Raw genomic sequence first — 21,562 nt, forward strand, 5'->3', positions numbered from 1 at the left:
ATATGAATGCGTTTCGTGTGAAATTTCCGCATTTTTCGGCGCAGGTCGGCCTCGACGATCTCCTCGCCGAGGTCTCGGCCGAGCCGCCGGGCGGCCGGCTGGTCGTCGGCGACGAGCGCGTCCGGCAGTTCCTCACCGCGTTCTCCCGCCGCCTGCTGCGCCCCGACGTGGCCCGCCGCCACCCGGAGCTCGGCTCGCTCGGCTTCTTCCTGCGCAAGGGCGAGCTCGCCCGCGCGGTCGCCCGCCTCGGCGACGGCGCGGCCGGCCAGCGCCGCGCCCCCCGGGGGCTGGTCCTGCACTTCCCGCCGGCCAACGTCGACACGATTTTCGTGTACTCCTGGGCGCTGTCGGCCCTGGCCGGCAACCACAACATCGTGCGCATCTCCGGCCGCTCGGCCGGGGCCGCCGAGGCCGTGCTCGAGGCGCTCAACGACGTGCTGGCCGGCGCCGACCCGGCCATCGCGCAGACGCAGCGGATGGTGACGTACGAGCGCGACGACGCCCTGACCGGCGCGCTCAGCGCCGCCTGCGACCTGCGCGTGCTCTGGGGCGGCGACGAGTCGGTCACCGCACTGCGCCGGCACCCGCTGCGCCCCCTGGCCCGCGAGCTCGCCTTCCCGGACCGCTCCTCGTTCGCGGCGATCTCGGTGCCCGGCTGGCGGGCGGCGACCCCGCAGCAGCGCCGCGCCGCGGTGGCCGGCTTCGCCAACGACCTCTACTGGTTCGACCAGGCGGCCTGCTCCTCGCCGCGGGACCTGTGCTGGGTCGGCGACGCGGCGGCCGCCGCCGCGGCCCGCACCGAGTTCACCGGCCTGCTCGCCGACGAGGTGTCCCGCCGCGGCTGGGCGGTCGACCCGGCGATGGCGATGGAGAAGTACGTGGCCACCTACGGCCTCGCCGCCGCCGGCGCCGCGACCCGGGTCACCTTCGCCGGCAACGCGCTGGCCGAGGTCGAGCTGGCCGGGATCGGCGCGCTGCAGCGCGGCTGGCTCGGGTCCGGCACCGTCTGCCACGTCACGGTCGGGTCGCTCGCCGAGCTCGCCCCGGCCATCCGGCGGAAGGACCAGACGCTGAGCCACTTCGGCTTCACCCTGGCCGAGCTCGACGACTTCGTCACCGCGCTGGCCGGCCGCGGCCTGGACCGGATCGTGCCGTTGGGCCAGGCGCTCACGTTCGCCGGCGTCTGGGACGGCCTCGACCTGCTGCACGAGTTCACCCGCATCATCACGATCGCCGCCTGAGGAGTTCCACGCTCGTGTCCGTCTCCGTGGTCGTACCCTGCTACCGCTCGGCGAACGTCCTACCCCGGCTCGTCGCCCGGCTCAACGCCGTGCTCCCGGACATCCACCCGGACCACGAGATCGTGCTGGTCGTCGACAGCACCGACGCGACCTGGGACGCCGCGCGCGCCCTGGCGCTGGAGTTCGGCCACGTCCAGGCGATCCGGATGGCGCGCAACTACGGCCAGCACAACGCGCTGATCGCCGGCATCCGGGCGGCGAACGGCGAGCGCATCATCACGATGGACGACGACCTGCAGCACCCGCCGGAGGAGCTGCCGAAGCTCGTCGCCGCGCTCACCGACGATCTCGACCTCGTCTACGCGGTGCCGGAGACCGAGGAGCACGGGCCGCTGCGCAACCTCACGTCCTGGGGCGCCAAGAGCCTCGTCATGGGCCGCACGATGGGCATCCCGAACGCCGACATCCTGGGCGCCCTGCGGATCTTCCGCACCTTCCTGCGGGCCGGCTTCGACCAGGTCAGCGGCCCACACGTCTCCGTGGACATCGTGCTGTCGTGGACCACCACCCGGGTCGGGTCGGTGACCGTGCGGATGGAGCGCCGCGCCGAGGGCCGCTCCGGCTTCACGCTGAAGTCCCTGACCAAGCACGCGATCAACATGATCCTCGGGTACTCCACCAAGCCGCTGCGGATGGTCACGTACCTCGGATTCCTCATCGGCGTCTGCGGGCTCCTGCTCACCGCCCGGCTGATCTGGCTGTACTTCACCGGCGACACCAAGGTGGCCGGCTTCACCACGCTCGCCTCGCTGGTCACCATCTTCAGCTCGGCCCAGCTGATCGGCATCGGGGTGCTCGGCGAGTACCTGGGCCGCGTCCACGCCCACGGCATGGGCCGGCCGACGTACGTGATCCGGGAGAGCACCGATCAGCGCCGGAAGGCCCAGAACCTGCTCAGCTGGTAGTTGATCAGCGGGGCGGTGACGATGAGCAGCGCCTGCGCGACGAGCACCGGCACGCGGGCGAGCTCGACCAGCAGCGGCAGGCCCGCGTAGGTGAAGAGCAGCGCCCACAGGCAGATCACGTAGAACTTCAGGAAGCCGGCGAGCACCGGCCCCTTGGCCTGGAACACCCAGCGCCGCTGCAGCGGGTACGTGACGATCGCGCAGCCCAGGTTGGCCAGCACCGGCACCGCCAGGTAATGCAGGTGGTGGCGGGTGCTCAGGTAGATGGCCGTGAAGAGCGCGTAGTAGACGGCGGACGAGACGCCGCCGACCGCCACGTAGCGCACGCGGCGGTCGGCGAGGACCCGTTCGACGGTCGTCGTCACGGTCACTTCGGGCAGACGGGGGCCGGCCGCGGGGTGCGGCGCACCGGGCGGTAGGACTCCACCGCCTCGACGACCAGGTCGATGTCGCCGTCGTCCATGCCGGCGTAGAGCGGCAGGCGCAGCAGCCGGTCGGCCACGTCCTCGGTCACCGGGCAGCCCTCGGGCGCCGTCCGGCCGTACTGCTGCCCGGCCGGCGCGAGGTGCAGCGGCTGGTAGTGGAAGGTCCCCAGCACGCCGCGCTCGAGCAGGTGCGACAGCATCGCCGTGCGGCTGGCCAGGTCGGGCAGCAGCAGGTAGTACAGGTGCGCCGGGTGGCTGCGGTCGTCCGGCACCGTCGGCTGGCTCACCCCGTGCTCGACGGCCCAGGTCGCCAGCCGCGCGTGGTAGCTGTTCCACACGTGCATCCGGCGGCGCTGGATCTCGGCGAAGTGCTCCAGCTGCGCGGTCAGGAACGCGGCGAGCAGGTCCGAAGGGAGGTAGGACGAGCCGAGGTCCATCCAGCGGTACTTGTCCACCATGCCCCGGAAGAACTGCCCGCGGTTCGTGCCCTTCTCCCGGATGATCTCGGCCCGGTCGTGGAAGCGGTCGTCGTTGAGCACCAGCGCGCCGCCCTCGCCGCAGTGCACGTTCTTGGTCTCGTGGAAGCTCTGCGTGGCGAGCTCGCCGATCGAGCCGAGGCCCCGGCCGCGGTACGCCCCGCCGAGCCCGTGCGCGTTGTCCTCGATGACGACGAGGTCGTGCCGGCGGGCGATCGCCAGGATCGCGTCCATCTCGACGGCCACGCCGGCGTAGTGCACGACCACGATCGCCCGGGTCCGCTCGGTGACGGCCGCCTCGACCAGCCGCTCGTCGATGTTGAGCGTGTCGGCCCGGCAGTCGACGAAGACGGGCGTGGCACCGCGCAGGGCGTAGGCGTTGGCGGTCGAGCAGAACGTGAACGAGGGCAGGATGACCTCGTCGCCGGGGCCGAGGTCGAGCAGCAGCGCGGTCATGTCCAGCGCGTGCGTGCACGAGGTGGTCAGCAGCGTGTGCCGGGACCCGATGATCTGGTTGAGCAGCTGGTTGGCGCGCTTCGTGAACGGGCCGTCGCCCGTCATCGGGCCGTTCGCCATCGCCTGTTGCATGTACCCGGTCTCGGCACCGGTGAGGTACCCCTTGTTGAACGGGACGGCGAGTTGCTTGGTCGCTTTCACTGGCGGCGCCTACCTAAGCTCATACACCGCGCAGACCCCCGATCGGTAGCGAAACCGCGCAAAGGTCGCAAGGTGTGGCGAAACGGTGCTCTGCGTTTCATCAACGAACAGCCACCGGACTCGGTAGCGGTCGCGAAGAACTCGCACGTTCGCCTCGCTCGGGTCGGCGAAAACGGCGTCGTTGGCCGCGAGGACCTCGGGCCGCCAGTAGGGCACCGCGCCGACCCAGGCGCCGAGGCGGGCCGCCTCCTCGTGCGCCGTCGTGGCGAAGCCCCAGCCCTCGACGAGCATGCGGCGCTCGGAGTACGCCGTCATCGAGAAGTGCAGGTTGCTGCACCTGCCCTCGTAGATCAGGCAGTGGGCGTTGGTCGCGACGAGGTCGTCGGGGTCGGAGTGCCCGCGCAGCCAGCGGCCGGCCTCCAGGGAACCCTGCGAGACGTACCGCTGGTTGCGCACGACATCGCGCCAGCCGCTCTGCCGCGACTCCTGCGCGATCAGCGCGAAGTGCTGCGCGGCGGTGTTGAGCCCGAAGCCGGCGAGCAGGGCGATGAGCAGCGCAGCCGCCGGTACGTCGCGCAAAATGGTGAAATGTCGGATTTGTCCGTCACGGAGTGGCGGACAAATCCGTCGGAACGCCAGGTACGCGAGGGCGGTGAACAGGGCCAGGGCGAAGTACGGCAGGACCAGGTCGGCCGTCAGCCTCGCGGGGGACTCGCCGCGGGGGATGTCGTGGCGGCCCAGGAACTGTAGCGCCTGGATCGCGACGACGCCGGACAGGGCGGTGGCCAGCAGCGTGGCGGCGCGGCGCGGGGTCATCGGGCCGGGCAGCAGGGCGGCCAGGCCGGCGGTCGCGGCGATGCACAGGTACGGGCGGGCGGACTCCAGGAAGTACCGCTGGCTGTCGCCGTCCTGGCCGAGCAGGAGCGTGGCGGCGGCGCCGGCCAGGCCGATGCCGAGCATGACCGTGAGCTCCGCGGAGACGGGCCGGCGGCGCAGGGCGGCGAGGCCGGCCCACATCGCGGCCCAGCACAGGACCGTCAGGGCGGCCAGCACGATCAGGCGCCAGGGCACGCGACCGGCGGAGAACCCCGTGGTCACGCCGACGCCGCCGGTGGCCATGTCGGTCAGCGGGGCCAGGCGGGTGCCCTGGCTGCTCGCGCCGAAGAGGACCAGCTGGGCCGCGAGGATGCCGGCCAGGGTCAGGGCCAGGGCGCCCAGCGCCGGGCGGTGCCAGCGGCGGCGGCGCCCGAGTTCCACCGCGACCAGCAGGGCCAGGCCGGCGGCCAGCAGCGGCAGGTAGGTCGCCTTGCCGCCGGTCACGCCGGCCAGCAGCAGGGCGAAGAGCGCCCACTGGCGCCGGCCGGCGCCGCCGCGCAGCAGATCGGCCAGGACGAGCACCGCCGGGACGAAGAGCACGGCGCCGAAGGTCTGGGTCGGGCCGCTCCACGCGGTCTGGCGCAGCGCGGCGCCGTCGTCAAGGCCGCTGAAGGCGAGGTCGCGGAAGAAGGCGTAGAGCTGCCACTGGTACGGGTTGGGGGCGAGCACCAGCAGGGTCATGGCGCTCGCGGCGACGCCGGTCCACCAGCCGCCGGTGACCCGCCGCGCGAGCAGCGCGACGAGGACCGTGAACGCCATGAGCATCGGCAGCATGGACAGGCGCAGCAGCAGGACGTTGGCCTCGATGCCGGTGACCCAGCTCGTGGCGGCCATCTCCGGGTAGACGAACCAGTGGTACAGCAGCGGCTCGCCCTCGATCCACGGCACCCGCATCGGCATGTGGTGCCGGGCCTCGCCGACCAGCGCCAGGTGGAACGTGGAATCGGTGTCGGGGGAGGCGTTGGCGGGGTAGCTCAGGCCGTACACCCGGTAGAACTTGACGCTCCAGAGCAGCGTCAGGCCGGCGAGCGCGGTCATGGCCCAGCGCCACGGCGCCGGCGGGCGGTCGGCGCCGGGGGAGCCGCGCAGGTACCGTCGCAGGCTCTTGATCGTGCAGAAGGCGGCTGCGGTGCCGATCGGCCAGGCCAGCACGAGCAGCGGGGCCCCGATCAGGCGCGCGACCACGTAGGTGAAGACCTCGCCGACGTAGCCGACCACGAGGCCGGCGGCGGCGTCGGCGACGAGCCAGCCCGGGCCGCCGCGCAGGAAGCGCCACCAGAGCGTGCCCGGCAGGATCACGCCGAGGGTGACGTACAGCGCGAAGATCGCGGTCGTCGCCGGGGGCACGTGGTAATACCACAGGACGGCGAAGGCCGCGCCGAGCAGCAGCGCCGGCCCGGCGAATCCGGTGTTGCGGGCCGGTGCGGGGCTCGGCCGCGGCGCCCCGGCCGGTTCACTCAGCGCGATTGCCCTCGTCGGGGTCTGCACAGTCGGGCTCAACGATCGCACCGGCCAGGTGGGGTTTGCCTGTCCTTCGATCGTGTACCGCGAACTGCCACCCGGTCCGCTCCGGTTGCGCGGCGAACCCGACGGTGGCCGGCAGGAGGATCGGCAGCTTGAACTGCACATCCACGCCGTAAGCGGCCGGGAGGCGGCCTTCCAGTGCGGCCAGGCAGCGCGCCTTGGTCCACATCCCGTGCGTGATCGTCCTGGGGAACCCGAACACCCTGGCCAGCACGCGGCTGGTGTGGATCGGGTTGCGGTCTCCGGACACGGCCGCGTAGTCGGCCCCGATCCGTCGCGGCACGCGCCATTCCGCGGTTGCCCGGGGCGCTTCCGCTCTCGGCGCCTTATCCGACCTTGCGGGCTTTCCGGCCTTGCGGAGGTACGTCGAGCGGTCCGTCCACACTACCTCGTCGTTCACCGCGGCCGTGGCGACGACGTCGAGCTGGGTGCCGCGCTCGTGCGGGCGCAGCGCCTCGGCCCGCACCGTCAGCGAGAATGTCTCGCCGGCGAGCAGCGGCCGCCGCACGTCGATCCGGTTGGCCACGTGCACGAGCCCGAGCAGCGGGAACGGGAAGTCGTCGGCCGTCATCAGGGCCATCGCCAGCGGGAACGCGAGCACGTGCGGGTAGGTGGCGGGCAGCTCGTCGCCGAGCCGGAACCCGCAGACCCGGTCGTACTCGGCCAGGCGCGGAAGATCCACGCGCACCCCGTCGAGGCGCAGCGAACGGTCGGGCAGCGTGGAGCCGGTAGAGCGCCGAAGGGCGGCGGCGCGGTACAGCGGACCCAGCTTCGGCGGCTGCTGCAGGACGGTCGTGGGCATCAGGCCCCCAGCAGGCTCTGCCCGCAGACGCGGATCACGTTGCCGTTGACGCCGCCCGAGGCCGGGCTGGCCAGCCAGGCGATCGTCTCGGCCACGTCCACCGGCAGGCCGCCCTGCGACATGCTGTTGAGCCGCCGGCCGCCCTCCCGCACGAACATGGGCATCGCCGCGGTCATCTTCGTCTCGATGAACCCGGGCGCGACCGCGTTGATCGTGAGCCCGCGCTCGGCGACCGCGCCGGCCGTGGCCTCCACCAGGCCGATCACGCCGGCCTTCGAGGTGGCGTAGTTGGTCTGGCCGCGGTTGCCGGCGATGCCCGAGACGGACGAGACCGACACGATCCGGCCGTGCTCGCCGAGCAGGTTCTCGGCGAGGAGGACGTCGTTGATCCGCTCCTGGCTGCAGAGGTTCACGTCGAGCACCGAGCGCCACTGGTTCTCGTCCATGCGCCCGAGCGTCTTGTCGCGGGTGATGCCGGCGTTGTGCACGAACACGTCGGCGTGCACGTGCCGGGTCGCGATGAAGTCGGCCAGCCGGCGCGGCGCGTCGTCGGCGGTCAGGTCGAGCTGCAGCGCGGTGCCCTTCACCTCGTTGGCGACCTGGGTCAGCTCCTCGCCGGCGGCGGGCACGTCGAGGCAGACCACGTGGGCACCCTCGCGGGCGAGCACGTGGGCGATCGACGCGCCGATGCCGCGGGCGGCGCCGGTGACGATCGCGGTCTTGCCGTCCAGCGGCTGGTCCCAGTCGTCGGGGACGTCGACGACGGCCGGGCCGATGCGCACGACCTGCCCCGAGACGTACGCCGACCGCCCCGACAGCAGAAACCGCAGCGTCGACTCGGTGGCCTCCTCGGCGCCCGGGGCCACGTAGACGAGCTGCGCGGTCGAGCCCCGGCCGATCTCCTTGCCCAGCGAGCGCACGAACCCTTCGAGCGCGCGCTGCGCGGTCGCCTCGCGGGCGCTCGTGCACAGCTCCGGCGGGCTGCCCAGCACCACGACCCGGCCGGACGCGCGCAGCGAGCGGATCACCGGGTGAAAGAACTCGTAGATCGCGCCGAGCCCGTCGCTGTCGGCGATGCCGCTGGCGTCGAAGATCAGCGCCGCGCAGCGCTCGTCGGCGCCGCCTTTACCGGTCGCGAGGCTGATCGGGAGCTTGTCGAGGATGTGGCGCGTCGGTTCGGCCAGCCGCCCCGCGCCGCCGAGGGTGACCGGCCCGAATTCGGAGCCCGGCTCATAGCGGCGCAGCCGTGGCGGATCCGGCAGGCCGAGGCGTTTGACGAGGAACCTCCCGGCGCCCGAGTGGGCGAAGGTGGCGTAGCGATCGGTCATTGCAGTGCCTCCCCAGTCACTACGAGCGACGTTACCCTACTGGCGAGTAGGGTAACGTCAGCACGCCCTTGTTGCGTCGAGAAGGAGACTTCGGTGACCCCTTCCACAGCCCCTTCGGAATCCCTACGGGTCGCGATCGTCGGCGGCAACCGCATCCCCTTTGCGCGCTCGGGCAGCGCCTACGCCACTGCATCAAACCAGGACATGCTGACCGCCGCCATAGACGGACTCGTGGCGCGTTTCGGGCTGGCCGGGGAGCGGCTCGGCGAGGTCGCCGCCGGTGCGGTGCTCAAGCACAGCCGGGATTTCAACCTGACGCGCGAATCCGTGCTCGGATCGCGGCTGGACCCACGTACTCCTGCGTACGACGTCCAGCAGGCCTGCGGAACCGGTCTTGAGGCGGTCATCCTCGTGGCCAACAAAATCGCCCTCGGGCAGATCGAGGCGGGCATCGCCGGCGGCGTCGACACCACCTCGGACGCGCCCCTCGGGGTCAACGAGGACGCCCGGCGGATCATGATGGAGCTCAACCGGGCCCGCTCGCTCGGCGGCCGGCTGCGCGCGGTCAGCAAGTTCCGGCCAACCCAGCTGAAGCCGGATATTCCGCGCAATTCGGAGCCGCGCACCGGCCTGTCGATGGGCGAGTCGGCCGCGCTGACCGCGCTGGAGTTCGGCATCGGCCGGGAGGAGCAGGACGAGCTCGCGCTGGCCTCGCACCGGCGCCTCGCCGCCGCCTACGAGCGGGGCTTCTTCGACGATCTCGTGACGCCGTACCTCCGGCTGTCCCGCGACGAGAACCTGCGCCCGGACACGTCGCTGGAGAAGCTCGCCAAGCTCAAGCCGGTCTACGGGCGCGGCCCCGAGGCGACGATGACCGCGGGCAACTCCACGCCGCTCACCGACGGCGCGGCCGTGGTGCTGCTGGCCTCCGAGGCCTGGGCCCGGGCGCGCAGCCTGCCGATCCTGGCGTACTTCGACACCGCCGAGACCGCCGCGGTGGACTTCGTGCACGGCGAGGACGGGCTGCTCATGGCCCCGGCGTACGCGGTGCCGAGGCTCCTGGCCCGCCGCGGCCTCAAGCTGCCGGACTTCGACTACTACGAGATCCACGAGGCGTTCGCCTCGCAGGTGCTCGCCACGCTCAAGGCGTGGGAGGACCCGGCCTTCTGCAAGGAGCGGCTGGGCCTGGCCGAGCCGCTCGGCGCGATCGACCGCGACCGGCTCAACGTCAACGGCTCGTCGCTGGCCGCCGGCCACCCCTTCGCCGCCACCGGCGGGCGGATCGTGGCGACCCTGGCCAAGCTGCTGGCCGAGCGCGGCTCCGGGCGCGGGCTGATCTCCATCTGCGCGGCCGGCGGCCAGGGGGTGACGGCCATCCTGTCGCGCGACTAGGCAGAATTGAAGACGTGACGAAGACACGCATTCCCGATGTGCTCGCCGCCCGTTACGCCTCCCCCGATCTGGTGGCCGTCTGGTCGCCCGAGGAGAAGGTGCGCCTCGAGCGGCGGCTCTGGCTCGCGGTGCTCAAGGCCCAGCGCGACCTCGGCGTGGCGGTGCCCGACGGGGTCGTGGAGGCCTACGAGCGGGTCCTCGACGACGTCGACCTCGTCTCGATCGCCGAGCGGGAGCGGGTCACCCGCCACGACGTGAAGGCCCGCATCGAGGAGTTCTCGGAGCTGGCCGGGCACGAGCACATCCACAAGGGGATGACCTCGCGCGACCTGACCGAGAACGTCGAGCAGCTGCAGATCCGGCTCTCCCTGGAGCTCGTGCGCGACCGGATGGTGGCCACGCTCGCCCGGCTGGCCGCCCGCGCGCAGCAGTACGACGACCTGGTGATGGTCGGGCGCTCGCACAACGTCGCGGCGCAGGCCACCACCCTCGGCAAGCGGTTCGCCAGCGCCGCCGAGGAACTGCTCATGGCGTACCACCGGATCGAAAACCTGCTCGAGCGCTATCCGCTGCGCGGGATCAAGGGCCCGGTCGGCACGGCCGCCGACCAGCTCGACCTCTTCGCGGGCGACGCGGGCAAGGTCGCCGAGCTGGAGCGGCGCGTCGCCGAGCACCTCGGCTTCCGCAAGGTGCTGACGAGCGTCGGCCAGGTGTACCCCCGCTCGCTGGACTTCGACGTGGTGTCCGCGCTGGCCCAGGCGGTCGCCGGCCCGTCGAGCCTGGCCACCACGATCCGCCTCATGGCCGGCTACGAGCTGGTCACCGAGGGCTTCAAGGCCGGCCAGGTCGGCTCGTCGGCGATGCCGCACAAGATGAACACGCGCTCGTGCGAGCGGGTCAACGGCCTCGCGGTCATCGTCCGCGGCTACCTGTCGATGGTCGGCGAGCTGGCCGGCGACCAATGGAACGAGGGCGACGTGTCGTGCTCGGTCGTGCGCCGGGTGGCGCTGCCGGACGCGTTCTTCGCCGTCGACGGGCTTTTCGCCACATTCCTCACGGTGCTGGACGAGTTCGGGGCATATCCGGCGGTCGTCGCCCGGGAACTGGACCGGTACCTGCCGTTCCTGGCCACCACCCGGGTGCTCGTCGCCGCCGTCGGGCGCGGCGTCGGCCGTGAGGATGCTCACGAAGCGATCAAGGGGCACGCCGTCTCCGTGGCGCTCGCGATGCGCGAAAAGGGCATCCAGGACAACGACCTCCTGGCCCGGCTGGCCGCCGACGAGCGCCTGCGCCTGTCGCCCGGCGACGTGGCGGCCCTCGTGGCGGACCCCTCGACGTTCGTCGGAGCGGCGTCTTCGCAGGTCAAGGCCGTGGTGGAGGAAATCGCGGCGATCGTCGCGCAGCACCCGGAGGCCGGCGCGTACGTCCCGCCGCCCATCCTCTGACGCCGATCTTGGTTTTTCCGGGGACCGCTAAGATGCGTGTCGGGCGATGTAACACGGGCAGCGCCGGTGAACTGCGGCGTTGCCCCGCCCGGTAGGCTCGTGTCGCTCGCCCTCGAGCGCCCGACTCAACGTCAGGAGTGCCCCGTGGCCCGCGTCGTGGTGGACGTCATGCTCAAACCGGAGATCCTGGACCCCCAGGGTCAGGCCGTCGCGAACGCGCTGCCGCGCCTCGGCGTGGTTGACGTGGCGTCGGTGCGCATCGGCAAGCGCATCGAGATCGAGTTCGAGGGCGCCGCCGACCTCGAGCGCGCCCGCGAGATCGCCGACAAGCTGCTCGCCAACCCGGTGATCGAGGACTTCGTCCTGCGCCTCGAGGAGCAGCCGGAGGTCGAGGAGCAGTGACCGCCCGCATTGGTGTCGTCACGTTCCCCGGCTCGCTCGACGACCGCGACGCCGCCCGCGCCGTGCACCTCGCCGGCGCCGCGGCGATCCCGCTGTGGCACGCCGACGCCGAGCTCTACGGCGTCGACGCCGTCATCCTGCCCGGTGGCTTCTCCTACGGCGACTACCTGCGCGCCGGCGCCATCGCCCGGTTCTCCGCGGTCATGGCGTCGATCGTGAAGGCGGCCGGCGACGGCCTGCCGGTGCTCGGCATCTGCAACGGCTTCCAGGTGCTCTGCGAGGCCCACCTGCTGCCCGGCGCGCTCACGCGCAACCAGCACCTGCACTTCCGCAACCGCGACCAGGGCCTGCGCATCGAGAACAACACCACCGCCTGGACCGTCGGCTTCCAGCCGCGGCAGGAGATCGTGATCCCGGTCAAGAACGGCGAGGGCTGCTACATGGCCGACGCGCGGACCCTTGACGAGCTCGAGGGCGAGGGCCGGGTCGTCGCGCGGTACATCCGCGGAAACCCGAACGGTTCGCTGCACGACATCGCGGCGATCACCAACGCCTCCGGCAACGTCGTCGGGATCATGCCCCACCCCGAGCACGCCGTCGAGGTGCTGACCGGGCCGTCCATCGACGGCCTGGGCATCTTCACGTCCGTGCTGGCACACCTTGGAGCGCGTGTATGACCGCGGGGACCTTCGACACGGTCGAACAGGCCGCCAAGACGCCGGACGAGGAGCAGCCCTACGAGGAGCTGGGCCTGCGCGAGGACGAGTACCAGCGGATCCGCCAGATCCTCGGCCGCCGCCCGACCACGTCGGAGCTGGCCATGTACTCGATCATGTGGAGCGAGCACTGCTCGTACAAGAGCAGCAAGGTCCACCTGCGCCAGTTCAGCGAGAAGGCCCCGAAGTCCGACCTCATGCTCGCCGGCATCGGCGAGAACGCGGGCGTGATCCGCATCTCCGACGAGATCGCGGTCACGTTCAAGGTCGAGTCGCACAACCACCCGAGCTTCGTCGAGCCCTACCAGGGCGCCGCGACCGGCGTCGGCGGCATCGTCCGGGACATCCTCGCGATGGGCGCCCGCCCCGTCGCCGTCATGGACCCGCTGCGCTTCGGCGCCGCCGACCACGAGGACACCAAGCGCGTCCTGCCCGGCGTCGTCGCCGGCGTCGGCGGCTACGGCAACTGCCTGGGCCTGCCCAACATCGGCGGCGAGGTCGTCTTCGACCCGTGCTACCAGGGCAACCCGCTCGTCAACGCGCTCTGCGTCGGCGTCCTGCCGGTCAACCGCCTACAGAACAAGGAGGCCCACGGCCCCGGCAACGTGGTCGTCCTCCTCGGCGCCAAGACCGGCCGCGACGGCATCGGCGGCGTGTCGGTCCTGGCCAGCGCGACCTTCAACGCCGACGGCCCGGCCCGCCGCCCGTCGGTGCAGGTCGGCGACCCGTTCATCGAGAAGCTGCTCATCGAGAGCTGCCTGGAGCTGTACGAGCGGGACCTCATCGTCGGCGTCCAGGACCTCGGCGGCGCGGGCCTCACCTGTGCCCTGACCGAGACCAGCGCCGCGGCCGGCACCGGCATGGACGTCAACCTCAACCTGGTGCCGCTGCGCGAGGCCTCGATGGACCCGCAGGAGGTCCTGGCCAGCGAGTCGCAGGAGCGCATGCTGCTCATCGTCGACCCGGCCAAGGTAGACGAGGTGCTGCGTGTCGCCGAGCGCTGGGGCGTCATCGCCACCGACATCGGCCGCGTCACCGACACCGGCCGCCTGGTCATCAGCTGGCACGGCGACGTCGTCGTGGACGTGCCGCCGGGCTCGCTGGCCGACGACGGCCCCGTGTACGCCCGCCCGATGCGCGAGCCGGCGGACCTCATCCTGCTGCAGGCCGACCGCGCCGAGACCCTGCCCCGCCCGCGCACCGGCGTCGAGCTGCGCGAGACGCTCCTGCGCCTCGCGGCCAGCCCCAACCTGTGCGACAAGAGCTGGGTCACCGAGCAGTACGACCGCTACGTGCAGGGCAACACGATCCTGGCCCAGCCGGAGAACTCCGGGGTCGTCCGCATCGACGAGCAGACCGGCCTCGGCATCGCCCTGTCCGTCGACGGCAACGCCCGCTACGCGCGCCTGGACCCGTACAACGGCGCCAAGCTCGCCCTGGCCGAGGCCTACCGCAACGTGGCCACCGCCGGCGCGACCCCGCTGGCCGTCACCAACTGCCTCAACTTCGGCTCCCCCGAGGACCCGCAGGTCATGTGGCAGTTCGCCGAGGCCGTGCGCGGCCTGGCGGACGGCTGCGCCGAGCTCGGCATCCCCGTCACCGGCGGCAACGTCTCCTTCTACAACCAGACGGGCCCCCAGGCCATCCACCCGACCCCGGTCGTCGGCGTCCTGGGCATCATGGCCAACGTCGGCAGCCGCGTCCCCATGGGCTTCGGCGGCGACAGCGACCTGATCATGCTGCTCGGCGAGACCTCGGACGAGCTCTCCGGCTCCGAGTGGGCCTGGGTGACCCACGAGCACCTGGGCGGCCAGCCCCCGCGCGTCAACCTGACCCGCGAGCGCATCCTGGCCTCGGTCCTCACGGAGGCCGGCGAGCGCGGCCACCTCTCCTCGGCGCACGACCTCTCCGACGGCGGCCTGGCCCAGGCCCTGGTGGAGGCGACGCTGCGCTACGACTGCGGCGCCAACATCACGCTGCCGGAGGACATGAACCCGTTCGTGGCGCTCTTCTCGGAGTCCACCGCCCGCGCCCTGGTCTCGGTCCCCCGCGGCCACGAGAAGGCCTTCACCGCCCTCTGCGCCCAGCACGGCCTCCCGGTGACGGTGATCGGCTCGGTCGACGGCCGCAGCCGCGCGCTGGACGTCCGGGGCCAGTTCACCATCTCCTTGGACGAGCTCCGCTCGGCCTGGACGGGCACGATGCCGTCGCTGTTCGGCGAGGTCTCGACGGAGGCTCCGGCGTACCTGACCCCGAACGAGCCCCAGCCCAACCTGTACGAGCCCGCCCCGCCGTCCTTCGCCCACCCAACCCCCTCGGACTCCCCTTCCTCCGGCGCCCCCACCTCCGGCGCCCCGACGTCTGGCGCGCCGTCCTCTGGTGCGGCTTCCGCCGGCGGTTCTTCATCGGATTCGTCGGATTGGTCCGATTCGACCGGTTCGGACGGTGACGCCAGCTCCTCCGACGGCGACGGCCCGTCCACCGGCGCGGGCCCGTCTGGCGGCGCAGGCCCGTCTGGCGGCGCCAGCTCCTCCACGGCCGGCGGCCCGTCCGGCGGCGCGAGCTCGTCCGGCGGCACCGGCCCGTCTGGCGGCGCAGACCCGTCTGGCGGCGCAGGCCCGTCTGGCGGCGCAGGCCCGTCTGGCGGCGCGACCTCGTCCGGCGGCAACGGCCCGTCCAGCGGCGCCCGCGCGTCCGCGGCCGGACCGGCCTCGGAATCGGCCGCGCCCGGCGCCCGGTCCTCCCAGCCGACCTTCTTCGAGCCGGTCGACGCCCCGGAGGTCCCGCACGCCCCGCTAGACGACGACGAAGCCTGACCCCTGATGGCAGAGGGCGTCTACAGCCAGCCCGGCTCCGGCGCCCGCTTCGACTGGGGCCCAGCAGGCGCGGCGGAACTGTCCCGCGTCTGCTCGGTCCTGGTGGTCGTTGACGTCCTCTCCTTCTCCACGGCCGTCGACGTGGCCGTGGGCCGTGGCATCCGCGTGCACCCGTTCCCGTGGAGCGACCAGGCCCGCGCGTACGCCGACCGCCTGGGCGCCGCCGTCGCCGTCGGCCGCCGCCAGGTCAACCCCGAACAGCCCTGGAGCCTCTCCCCCGCCGCCCTCCAGACGGCCCCCGTGGTGGATCAGCTGGTCCTCCCCTCTCCGAACGGCGCCACGATCTGCTCCGCCGCAGCGTCGACGGGCGTCCCGGTGGTCGCGGCCTGCCTGCGCAACGCCCCCGCGGTGGCCCGCTGGCTCCACTCCCACGGCCACGGCACCCCCGCGAGCGCCGTCGGCGTGGTGGCCGCCGGCGAACTGTGGCCGGACGGCACCCTCCGCCCGTGCGTCGAGGACCTGCTCGGCGCCGCCGCCGTCCTGGACGGCCTGTCCATGCTCGGCTCCCCTCTGTCGGTCGAGGCCGCGGTCTCGCTCGCCGCCCTGGCCGCGGTCCACAACGTCCCCGCCGCGGTCCGCCGCTGCGTGAGCGGCCAGGAGTTGATCCAGCGAGGCTTCGCCGAGGACGTCCGCCTGGCCGTCCAGTCCGGCGCCTCCCACACGGTCCCGGTCATGACCGACGGCGTCTCCTTCACCGCTGCCTGACTCAGGAGCTCGAGGGATAGTCGCAGTAGGTCGAGTACTCCGACCCACCAAGTTCCACCGCCGGTGGCATCTTCCCGATGAGCACGTCGCCTTCGCCGCCTTCACAAAGCCGCTGATCGGCCGTGCGCACACTGGTGCCGCCGACAAGCACCTGCCGAGCGTCCCGGAACAGCACCACGCCCCGAATTCCGACCAGCCCTGTGCACCCTTGCGGCGGCCCCGATACGACGTGCGCAAAGATCGCCGACTGCGGCGCGAGAGTCTGCCGGAAGTTCTGTCGGGCGAACGGGCTCGCGCGGTCGTGCATGAGCCAGTGTGTCGTCAGCACCGTCACGCTGAGCCGCGATATGCCCGCCGCCGCCGTCACCGGCAGCGTCGCCTCGAGCCCCGCCGGCATCCTCTGCCGCGGCTCGATGATCGGTATCTCGAGCGTCTCCTGCCACACCGCCCCGTGCGGACCGATCAGCTCAAACTTGACCGTGGTCCGCGCCGCGGCCAGCATCCGGTTGTTGTTGGCCACCATCGCCCCGATGCTGACCACTTCGTCGCCCGCCCCGCCCGGCTCGATGCGGCTGAACCCTTGCTCGGCGACGACGACCGCGTCCCTGACCCGCACCAAGGGTCCGACGTGCGGCCGATCGGGCAGCTCACATCCCACGCCTGTCCCCGTGGCCGGCGGCCGGCTCGCAACAATGGGCGCCGGGTATATGGACATCCAGGGCACCTCGGACCCGGCCAGCGAGGAGCCCAGCACCAAGGTGAGCAACCCACCGACCAATCGAGACAGAAGATTCATCCTCCACGCTCCCCCCGTTACCGGTTCAGCCTTTCGCAGGCGACGGGGGCCGGCAAGGTTGGGTTCGAGCCTGTGGATAACTTCCGGCGAAGCGCCTACTTCGGCTGAATCGGCGGCGCCCACCGAGCAGCAGGCTCAGCAGCGACGGCCGGGCCGCCGGCTCGAGATCTCTTGTGCAGGTCGCAAACCAGGAGGAACAGGCTCCGGTCCAGCAGCGAAGGCAGCGAAGGCAGCGAAGAGATCGCGAGCAGAGGGCGTGGAATGCGAACCCGCGCAGGAAGCCGGGGCCCAGAGCGCTACGACGGGTCGGGCTGGCGGCCCGGTGACAGGCGGTCCTCGGGGTCGAGGGAGAGCTTGAGCCGCGCCGCGTCCGGCGGCAGCGGCTCCGGGCCGCCGGTGTCGGCCAGCTCCCGGAGGTCGTGCGGCGCGCGCAGCAGCGTGCAGCCCCCGCCGCCGCGGGCGAGCAGGACCGTGCGGGCCGCGGTGATCATGCCCTCGAGGCGCTCCGGAGAGACCGTGTCGGGCAGGGCCACGTGCGCGACGCCGAGGCCGACCGAGCCGCGCACCGGGACCGGGATGCCCGCGGCGTCGCGGATGGCGTAGACGACCGCGAACAGCTCGCTGGGGCGGCCCCAGATCTTCAGGGCCACGTCGTCGGCATCGAACGGGTAGCGGCCCCACCAGGCCGGCGGCAGCTGCTCCACGGTGGCGCCGCCGCCCAGCAGCTTGGCGGCGGTCTCGGCGCGCTGCACCGCGGCGGCGCGCTCGCCCTCGAAGAGCGCGGCGAGCTCGGCCGGGCGGCCGCCGGACACGCCGGGCAGGTCGGCCTCGACCGCGACCGGGTCCAGGGTCGAGGCGACCAGGGCCTCGGTCAGCTGCTGCACCTCGCGCGGGGTCGACACCGGGCGCATCACCCAGGCGCGGGCGGGCGGCAGCGGCTCCAGGCGCACGGTGGCCTCGGTGATCACGCCGAGCGTGCCGTAGGAGCCGCAGGCGTGGTGAGCCAGGTCGAAGCCGTCGACCGTGCGCTCCAGGCTGCCCTCGTCCAGCGCGATCTGCACGCCGGTGACCAGGTCTCGCGGGGTGCCGAAGCGGTGGCGCAGCGGGCCGGCCTCGTTGGTGGCGATCGCGCCGCCGAGGGTCGCGCCCGGGGAGCCGACGTCCAGCGGCAGGCGGCGGTTCTCCCTGAGCAGGTACGCCCGCAATGCTCGCAGCGAGGTGCCGGCGGCCACGGTCGCGGCCATCGCGCCGGGGGCGTACTCCAGCACGCCGGTGATCCGGCCCAGGTCCAGCAGCACATCCACGTGGGTCGGCGGGCGGCCCCAGTCCAGCTTCGTGCCGGCGCCCGACGGGACGACGGACAGCCCCTCGGCGGCCGCGAAGCGCAGCACCTCGGCCACCTCGCCCGGGCCGCCCGGCTCGGCCACCCAGCCGATGGGGACGCCGTCGACCGAGTCGGCCGGCCCCGCCTCCCACACGTGCTCCGGCCCGCACGCCTCGGCCAACGCCTCGATCACCGTCACCGCAGCTCCCGCTCCCCTGCTCACGAGCCGGCACCGTTCACCGGCGGACACCGTTGCCGTGGGGAAGATCGGTCGAAGGGATTCGCGGCAGCCTCACGATCGAGGCTTTCCCAATGACGCGCTCAAATATGGTCGGCGCCCGTCCCCATGCGCATGGCACGAGAACAGACATCGAACATACGTTCGAAAGCGTATTCGCTCGCTACGACAGCCGCAAGACCTGCTTCAGGAAGGCCGCCCGGTCGGCCACCGCGGCCGGGAACTTCATCAGGTCGTGGCCGGTCTCGTAGTCCTTACGCTGCTTCGCGCCGGCCACCTGGCCGACGAGCTCGGTGCGCTCGGCCTCGGGCACGACGGTGTCGGTCTTGCCGAACTGCAGCAGCACCGAGCGCTTGCCGCCGGCGGCGACGTAGGGGCCGGCGTCGAAGCGGCTCAGCGAGTCGAGGTACGCGTGCCAGTCCGCCGGCACCTTCTGCTTGACCAGCCAGCGCGAGAAGCGGCTGGTCCCGCCGGCCAGCACCGCCGCGGTGATGCGGGTCTCGAGCGCCATGACCACCGAGCCGAGGGCGGCACCGGAGTGGTGCCCGGCGAAGCCGACCCGCGACGGGTCGCAGTCGGTACGCCGGATGAGCAGGTCGAACGCGCGCCGGTGGGCCAGCACGGCGGCGGCCATCATCTTGGCGTCGGCCGACGCGTCGGCGGTCGGCTTCACCGGCACGGCTGGGACCATGACGAGCGCCTTCATCCGCGCGAGCGCGGTGGCCTCGTCGAGCAGCTTGTCGCGGTCGCCGTCCGGCCCGGTGGCCAGCACGATCGCCGGCATCCGCAGCGTGTCGCCCGGGATGTCGGCGCTCACGACATACGCCGGGATCGAGTCGTTGCCCCGCGTGTCGGAGTAGGTGATGTCCTCAAGGATCACGCCGTCGCCGCTGCGCCGGTCGGTGAGGTTCGCATTGAGCGTGGAACTCTGGTCGTAGCTGTACAGCTTCTTCAGTTGCGCGATCGGCTGAGCGGCCGGAACGTACCCCGAGGGGTCGAGCGTCGACCCCGCCTGCGGCTCTCCCGACGGCGCCGAACTGCGCGCCGACGGGTTGCTCCCCGCACCTGGGTTCGTCGTCGACCCCTCGGAGCACGCCTGGACCAGCATTGCTGCCAGCCCGGTCACCCCGATGTGCAACACCCCACGACGCCGCACCGGCATCCCTCCGTGGTTTCGCCCGAACTTCGAAACCATGACGGTAACCGGCGTCGCTCTCTCCTGATGGACAGACCACCGAACGACGCGCGTGGTTGCGTGCTCCAGCGGGTAACGTTTGCGCGTGTGACGACCGATCAGCCGCCTACCGCGAAGCAGGTTCCCCACGAGCGGGTCCACCACGGCGACACCGTGACCGACGAGTACTTCTGGCTGCAGAATCGGGAGGATCCAGACACCGTCGCGTATCTGGAGGCGGAGAACGCCTTCACCACGGCGGCCACCGCCCACCTCGAAGGACTCCGCGAGACGCTGTTCGGCGAGATCAAGACCCGCACCAAGGAGACCGATCTCTCGGTCCCGACGCGCAAGCGCGGCCACTGGTACTACACCCGCACAGTCGCCGGCCAGCAGTACGGCATCCACTGCCGGGTCGCCGCGGCCGACGGCCGTGCGGCGCCCCCGGAGATCGGCGACGGCGCCCCGCTGCCCGGCGAGGAGATCCTGCTCGACGGCAACGCCCTCGCCGGCGACTCCGAGTTCTTCGCCCTCGGCACCTTCGACCTCAGCGTCGACGGGCATCTGCTGGCGTACAGCACCGACTTCTCCGGCGACGAGCGCTTCACGCTGCGGATCAAGGACCTGCGCACCGGCGAGGACCTGCCCGACGTCATCGAGGACGCGTTCTACGGCTCGGCGTGGTCGGCCGACGGCTCGACGCTGTTCTACGTCACCGTGGACGAGGCCTGGCGGCCGTACCGCGTCTGGCGCCACGTGGTCGGCACGCCGGCCGCCGACGACGTGATCGTGCACGAGGAGCCCGACGAGCGCTTCTGGGTCGGCGTCGAGCTGACCCGCTCCGAGCGCTTCCTGCTCATCGACATCTCCAGCAAGCTCACCAGCGAGGTGCTGGTCATCCCGGCCGACGCGCCGGCCACCCCGCCGGTGCCGATCGCGCCGCGCCGCCACGGCATCGAGTACTCCGTCGAGCACCACGGGCACCGGTTCCTGATCCTGCACAACGACGGGGCCGAGGACTTCGCCGTGGCGTACACCTCGGTGGACACGCCCGGCGACTGGACCACGCTCATCGAGCACCAGCCCGGCACCCGGCTGCTGCAGGTCGACGCATTCTCCGGGCACCTGGTCGTGTCGCTGCGCCGCGACGGGCTCACCGGCATCCGGGTGGTGCCGCTGCACGGCGCCGCGCCCTACGACATCGCCTTCCCCGAGCCGCTGTACTCCGTCGGGCCGGAGGCCAACCTGGAGTACGACACCACGTCCTTCCGCCTGCACTACGTGTCGATGGTGACGCCCGACTCGGTGTACGACTGCAATCTGGACAGCGGCGAGCTGACGCTGCGCAAGCAGAAGCCGGTGCTCGGCGACTTCGACGCCTCCCGCTACGAGCAGTACCGCGAGTGGGCGATCGCCGACGACGGCACCCGCGTGCCGATCTCGATCGTGGCCCGGGCCGGCACCGCGCGGGACGGCTCGGCGCCGGCGGTGCTCTACGGCTACGGCTCGTACGAGTCGTCGATGGACCCCTGGTTCTCCATCGCGCGGCTGTCGCTGCTGGACCGCGGCGTGGTCTTCGCGATCGCCCACATCCGCGGCGGCGGCGAGATGGGCCGGCGCTGGTACGACGAGGGCAAGCTGCTGCAGAAGAAGAACACGTTCACCGACTTCATCGCCTGCGCCGAGCACCTCGTCAAGGCCGGCTGGACCGCGCCGGAGCGGCTCATCGCCCGCGGCGGCTCGGCCGGCGGCCTGCTCATGGGCGCGGTGGCCAACCTGAGGCCGGCCGCGTTCGGCGGGATCGTCGCGCAGGTGCCGTTCGTGGACGCGCTCAACACGATCCTCGACCCGTCGCTGCCGCTGACCGTCACCGAGTGGGAGGAGTGGGGCAACCCGCTGGCCGATCCCGAAGTGTACGCGTACATGAAGTCGTACACGCCGTACGAGAACCTGGCCGCGGTGCCGTACCCGGCGATCCTGGCGGTGACCAGCCTCCACGACACCCGGGTGCTCTTCCACGAGCCGGCCAAGTGGGTGGCCCGGCTGCGCCGGCTCTCCCCGGACACGCACGTGCTGCTCAAGACCGAGATGGGCGCCGGGCACGGCGGGCCGAGCGGGCGCTACGACGCGTGGCGCGAGGAGGCGTTCATCACGGCCTGGATCCTGGACCGGACCGGGCGCGCCTGACGGTTATCCACAG

At 72.1% G+C, this 21,562-nt stretch carries 16 protein-coding genes and 1 pseudogene; 9 read left to right on the forward strand and 8 right to left on the reverse strand.

Annotated elements, in window-relative coordinates; all coding sequences use genetic code 11:
• Positions 1–2: 2 nt before the first annotated feature.
• Positions 3–1,241 (forward strand): acyl-CoA reductase, encoded by a 1,239-nt coding sequence (locus ACQEVU_RS48945; RefSeq protein WP_433337021.1) that lies wholly within the window; start codon positions 3–5, stop codon positions 1,239–1,241.
• Positions 1,242–1,255: 14 nt separating this feature from the next.
• Positions 1,256–2,206, forward strand: a complete 951-nt coding sequence (locus ACQEVU_RS48950; RefSeq protein ID WP_433337023.1) for a glycosyltransferase family 2 protein — start codon at positions 1,256–1,258, stop codon at positions 2,204–2,206.
• Here the strand turns inward: ACQEVU_RS48950 and ACQEVU_RS48955 are convergent.
• The 5 genes from ACQEVU_RS48955 to ACQEVU_RS48975 are packed head-to-tail and all read right to left on the reverse strand — an operon-like array spanning position 2,170 to position 8,294.
• Positions 2,170–2,571 carry a GtrA family protein gene (locus tag ACQEVU_RS48955; RefSeq protein ID WP_433337025.1) on the reverse strand — a complete coding sequence of 134 codons (402 nt, stop codon included), beginning with the start codon at positions 2,569–2,571 and terminating at the stop codon, positions 2,170–2,172. The two genes, ACQEVU_RS48950 and ACQEVU_RS48955, sit on opposite strands and share 37 nt — an antisense overlap.
• Positions 2,572–2,573: 2 nt before the next feature.
• Positions 2,574–3,764 (reverse strand): dTDP-4-amino-4,6-dideoxygalactose transaminase, encoded by a 1,191-nt coding sequence (gene rffA / locus ACQEVU_RS48960; RefSeq protein WP_433337027.1) that lies wholly within the window; start codon positions 3,762–3,764, stop codon positions 2,574–2,576.
• 9 nt (positions 3,765–3,773) lie between these two features.
• Positions 3,774–6,140 (reverse strand): hypothetical protein, encoded by a 2,367-nt coding sequence (locus tag ACQEVU_RS48965; RefSeq protein WP_433337029.1) that lies wholly within the window; start codon positions 6,138–6,140, stop codon positions 3,774–3,776.
• Entirely contained in the window at positions 6,094–6,966 is an 873-nt protein-coding gene (locus tag ACQEVU_RS48970; protein WP_433337031.1) for a MaoC/PaaZ C-terminal domain-containing protein, read from the reverse strand. The genes ACQEVU_RS48965 and ACQEVU_RS48970 overlap by 47 nt, the downstream gene beginning before the upstream one ends.
• Entirely contained in the window at positions 6,966–8,294 is a 1,329-nt protein-coding gene (locus ACQEVU_RS48975; protein WP_433337033.1) for a 3-oxoacyl-ACP reductase, read from the reverse strand. Before ACQEVU_RS48975 ends, ACQEVU_RS48970 begins: the two co-directional genes overlap by 1 nt.
• A 93-nt stretch (positions 8,295–8,387) precedes the next feature.
• Here ACQEVU_RS48975 and ACQEVU_RS48980 point away from each other — a divergent pair, with 93 nt between their 5' ends.
• The 6 genes and pseudogenes from ACQEVU_RS48980 (at position 8,388) to ACQEVU_RS49005 (ending at position 15,830) form a co-directional block, all read left to right on the forward strand.
• Complete coding sequence (locus ACQEVU_RS48980) at positions 8,388–9,686, forward strand: acetyl-CoA C-acetyltransferase (protein WP_433337035.1); 1,299 nt, start codon at positions 8,388–8,390, stop codon at positions 9,684–9,686.
• Positions 9,687–9,700: 14 nt separating this feature from the next.
• A complete protein-coding gene (gene purB / locus ACQEVU_RS48985) occupies positions 9,701–11,131 on the forward strand; it encodes an adenylosuccinate lyase (protein ID WP_433337037.1) in 1,431 nt (476 codons plus the stop codon).
• A gap of 144 nt (positions 11,132–11,275) precedes the next feature.
• Positions 11,276–11,533, forward strand: a complete 258-nt coding sequence (gene purS / locus ACQEVU_RS48990; protein ID WP_433337039.1) for a phosphoribosylformylglycinamidine synthase subunit PurS — start codon at positions 11,276–11,278, stop codon at positions 11,531–11,533.
• Positions 11,530–12,210 carry a phosphoribosylformylglycinamidine synthase subunit PurQ gene (gene purQ, locus ACQEVU_RS48995; protein ID WP_433337041.1) on the forward strand — a complete coding sequence of 227 codons (681 nt, stop codon included), beginning with the start codon at positions 11,530–11,532 and terminating at the stop codon, positions 12,208–12,210. The genes purS and purQ overlap by 4 nt, the downstream gene beginning before the upstream one ends.
• Before the next feature lie 2 nt (positions 12,211–12,212).
• Positions 12,213–14,633: pseudogene (purL, locus tag ACQEVU_RS49000) on the forward strand (phosphoribosylformylglycinamidine synthase subunit PurL); the annotation flags it as partial.
• A gap of 438 nt (positions 14,634–15,071) precedes the next feature.
• Positions 15,072–15,830 carry a 2-phosphosulfolactate phosphatase gene (locus ACQEVU_RS49005; protein ID WP_433337043.1) on the forward strand — a complete coding sequence of 253 codons (759 nt, stop codon included), beginning with the start codon at positions 15,072–15,074 and terminating at the stop codon, positions 15,828–15,830.
• 1 nt (position 15,831) lies between these two features.
• Here ACQEVU_RS49005 and ACQEVU_RS49010 read toward each other — a convergent pair whose 3' ends face one another.
• The 3 genes from ACQEVU_RS49010 to ACQEVU_RS49020 all read right to left on the reverse strand — a co-directional run bounded on the left by ACQEVU_RS49010 (position 15,832) and on the right by ACQEVU_RS49020 (position 19,344).
• Positions 15,832–16,446 carry a hypothetical protein gene (locus ACQEVU_RS49010; protein WP_433337045.1) on the reverse strand — a complete coding sequence of 205 codons (615 nt, stop codon included), beginning with the start codon at positions 16,444–16,446 and terminating at the stop codon, positions 15,832–15,834.
• A gap of 476 nt (positions 16,447–16,922) precedes the next feature.
• Positions 16,923–18,149, reverse strand: a complete 1,227-nt coding sequence (locus ACQEVU_RS49015) for an FAD-binding oxidoreductase (protein ID WP_433337047.1) — start codon at positions 18,147–18,149, stop codon at positions 16,923–16,925.
• A 202-nt stretch (positions 18,150–18,351) separates the two neighbouring features.
• Entirely contained in the window at positions 18,352–19,344 is a 993-nt protein-coding gene (locus ACQEVU_RS49020; protein ID WP_433337049.1) for a hypothetical protein, read from the reverse strand.
• A 126-nt stretch (positions 19,345–19,470) separates the two neighbouring features.
• Between ACQEVU_RS49020 and ACQEVU_RS49025 the strand changes: the two genes are divergently transcribed.
• Entirely contained in the window at positions 19,471–21,549 is a 2,079-nt protein-coding gene (locus ACQEVU_RS49025) for a S9 family peptidase (protein ID WP_433337051.1), read from the forward strand.
• Positions 21,550–21,562 lie beyond the last annotated feature (13 nt).

This window comes from Dactylosporangium sp. CA-139066 (genome assembly GCF_050936175.1).
Lineage (GTDB): Bacteria > Actinomycetota > Actinomycetes > Mycobacteriales > Micromonosporaceae > Dactylosporangium.